Raw genomic sequence first — 1,915 nt, 5'->3', positions numbered from 1 at the left:
TAACATATGTGATAGGTGCACTAAGGGATCCTGGTGTTAGCGTAGAGCGGCTGTTGCCAACAAACCCAAGTTTACCTAGAGAATGTTTTGTCCAAGTTAAGCGTAAAAAAGACTGAGGTTGAACGTCAAAATACTGCCACCTCAGTCTTTTCAGGTAGCGCTAATTGTTTTACGCTTACTCTTAAATGATCCTTTTATAGAGTCATGAATAGTTCATAAATGGTCCGAAGTAGGACAAGCAGGATTAATAAAATGTTTGATAAACGATACAATGAAATTCTACTGTAACATTCACAAGAATTATAGACACTACCCATGAGAATATCTGTATAGACAAATATTATTGATATTCACCTTAAAAAGATATAAAATATTTAATAAATAAGTTATTTCATTATAAATAAAGGAGAAATATATATGAAACAGATCGATCTAAGAAAGTTTTCAACTCAACCAGTAGTTGTATCGAATGATCAAGCAATGGAGAAAGAATATATTTTTTATGAGCAAGTGAGTGCTACAAAAAAATTATTCACCTCAATTGCAAAAGATTGGGAAGAAACTTTGAAAGAATTGAAAAATGAAAAAAAAGAACCCAAAGGAAATTATTTAATTTCATTGATAGGAGAGAGGGGAACTGGAAAATCATCGTTATTATATACAATTAAGAATGTATTTGAAAAAGAAAACTCTCTGGTTTTGGACATAATTGATCCGGGCATGTTTGCTGATGAAGTTCCACTTATCGAATTAGTGTTGAGTTCAATACTAAAAAATATTGAAAAAGTTGAGAATAATGTTAACGACGAAAAATTTATAAATCTATTTAATAAAATCAAAAACGCTACAGAGACACTCGGGACAGTACGAATTTCATCTAATGATGCAATAAGCAAGTATACTACTTGCGAAGTTCTAGATGAATATAAAGAGAGTATTAATTTTAAAACAATTCTTTTCGAAATTGCTAGAGACACTATAGATTTGATAAATGAAGGTATGAATAAAGAATATAAAACAATTTCAATTTTGATAGATGATCTAGATCTAGTAAGTAACATTAAAATATACCAAATGCTTGAAGATTTAAGGAAATATATTTCAAGTTGTTTTATTGTAGTAATAGCGTATCGCGAAAAGCAATTAAGGGATTCCGTTTTACAAAATATCGTTTTGGAAAACAATCCTTTGATAAATTATTCAAAAAATGATTCATTAATTAAAACAAATGAATTATTTGATCAAACTAGTAAATATATAGAAAAACTTTCACCGTTAGCTACACAGGTCTTTTTGTATAATGAAAATGAGCTTCATCATAAGCCTATGAAAAAAATATTGTCAAGCTTAAAGGATGATAAAAGTGATGTAAATAATGAAATGCTGAAAAAAATATTAGAAGAGGAAGAGACACTAGAAAAATGGTATTATTCATTTTTGCGGAATCATATTTTATTGGATTTACAACCTGTTGATCCTCGTGAAATTAATGAATATACATTACCTAATAATTTAAGAGCAGTTATGGATTACTTACAATTTGCTATAAGGATGGAAGATTTTGTTGGAGAGAAGGATATTGCAAAAAGAGTAAGAATTGTTTTAAATAATATAAAAATATATGATGAGTATTGTAGTGGAAGATATTCTAAGATTTTTTCTGCAAATTTAATGGATATAATTAAAAATTGGGAATTAGCTTCTATTGATACCAAAAATTACAAATTGTATCGATCAATTTATTATTTATGCAATAATCTATCTAGCGAAGATGAAACTGCAAAGCAATTAAGTGAGATTTATGAAAACAATATTAAAATAAAGGCTTAATTCAACCAGTGCATACCAAGTCTCGATAAATCACTGATAAGTACTGAATAATTTATGTGTCTTTAAAGCATTTCTTGTGATGGTA

The 1,915-nt window shown here is 28.4% G+C and carries 1 protein-coding gene; it reads left to right on the top strand.

The window, feature by feature from the left end; genetic code table 11:
• The first annotated feature begins 417 nt into the window (after nucleotides 1-417).
• Complete coding sequence (locus EDD63_RS11460) at nucleotides 418-1,830, top strand: hypothetical protein (protein WP_134171449.1); 1,413 nt, start codon at nucleotides 418-420, stop codon at nucleotides 1,828-1,830.
• Nucleotides 1,831-1,915: the final 85 nt, after the last annotated feature.

Source organism: Breznakia blatticola (genome assembly GCF_004365815.1).
Lineage (GTDB): Bacteria > Bacillota_I > Bacilli_A > Erysipelotrichales > Erysipelotrichaceae > Breznakia > Breznakia blatticola.
Note: the sequence above shows the minus strand (reverse complement) of the source record. Positions and strands in the feature narration are given on the sequence as shown.